Origin of the sequence: Salinicola sp. MH3R3-1 (assembly GCF_001937155.1) — a bacterium.
GTDB classification, from domain to species: Bacteria; Pseudomonadota; Gammaproteobacteria; order Pseudomonadales; family Halomonadaceae; genus Salinicola; species Salinicola halophyticus.
The window spans coordinates 1-1,222 of the sequence record NZ_MSDP01000110.1 but is presented as its reverse complement, the minus strand read 5'-3'; the positions used below and the strand labels follow the sequence as shown (position 1 = coordinate 1,222).

1 protein-coding gene and 3 tRNA genes are annotated in these 1,222 nt (G+C 59.0%); all 4 read left to right on the top strand.

The window, feature by feature from the left end:
- Positions 1-476 (top strand): alpha/beta family hydrolase (locus tag BTW08_RS18605; RefSeq protein ID WP_075563906.1); only part of this gene is annotated, 476 nt, incomplete at its 5' end.
- 77 nt (positions 477-553) lie between these two features.
- Positions 554-629, top strand: a tRNA-Val gene (locus BTW08_RS18600).
- A 99-nt stretch (positions 630-728) separates the two neighbouring features.
- Positions 729-805, top strand: a tRNA-Asp gene (locus BTW08_RS18595).
- Between the two features lie 107 nt (positions 806-912).
- A tRNA-Asp gene (locus BTW08_RS18590) sits at positions 913-989 on the top strand.
- Positions 990-1,222: the final 233 nt, after the last annotated feature.

The following is a 1,222-nucleotide window of genomic DNA, read 5'->3' as shown; positions in this document are numbered from 1 at the left end:
ACATGACCACCATGCGCCGAGAGGGCGGGCGCCGTCCTCCGCCCAGAATCGAGACACTGGTCGCGGAACTTGGCGAATGGCATCGGGCCATCAGGACGCTCGATAGCGAAACGCCGCTCTGGTTCGGTGGCAAGTCGATGGGCGGAAGAGTTGCGAGCCTGCTGGCGACGCGCGTCGAGATGGCCGGGCTGGTACTGTGCGGCTACCCGTTCCACCCGCCCGGCAAACCTGAACGCTTGCGGCTCGATCACTGGCCGGAGATCCGCTGCCCGATAGTGCTTTTTCAGGGCACTCGCGATCCGTTCGGGCGACGTGACGAGGTCGAGGGTTACGATCTGCCGGCGCAGGTCGAGTGCCATTTCATGGAGGGCGGTGACCACGACTGGCAGGCTCCCAAACGCCATGCGCAGACGCAGGCGACATTGATCGATGAAGCGGCCGGCCACGTGGTACGGCGGCTGGGCGCAAGTGAATGATCCGGATAGAGAAAAGCGGCGCGAAAAGCTGTTGACTTTGAATCGGTCACAGGTAGAATGCAGCGCCACGTGACCACGGGTGGTTAGCTCAGCTGGGAGAGCACCAGCCTTACAAGCTGGGGGTCACAGGTTCGAACCCTGTACCACCCACCATTGCGTTTTCGCAGTGCTCGGGTTCACGTGTTGCAAGTGGTTGTTGTAAGAGACATCGTTGTAGAAGATGTCGTTGCAAGAAAAGCAGTTGGAAAATGCGGACCGGTAGTTCAGTTGGTTAGAATGCCGGCCTGTCACGCCGGAGGTCGCGAGTTCGAGTCTCGTCCGGTCCGCCATTTCCGCCGACATGAGTATGCCTTCGAGGCGTGCAGTGTCACCCGCTAGTTGCGTAGCAGGTATTGTGGGTACGAGTTTCGACTCAGCCTCTCGATACATATAGAGTGGACCGGTAGTTCAGTTGGTTAGAATGCCGGCCTGTCACGCCGGAGGTCGCGAGTTCGAGTCTCGTCCGGTCCGCCAATAACGTCTTTTGACCTCCTCTGTATTCTCTTCTCTTTCGTTATCCTTTGAGTTCCTCGTCTCCTTCCAGGTTGACGACGCTTCCTCCTTGCCTGTCAATCCGTCCGGTTTCTTCGTTGAACCTCACTGACGCGTGTTCTGGTCGATCGTCTGTGTCAGTCGAATGGCGCTGATGTCGGCTGCGCGGTCGTTCACGATACCGCTTTGGTGGAATGGCCCTCGTCTCGCTTGCC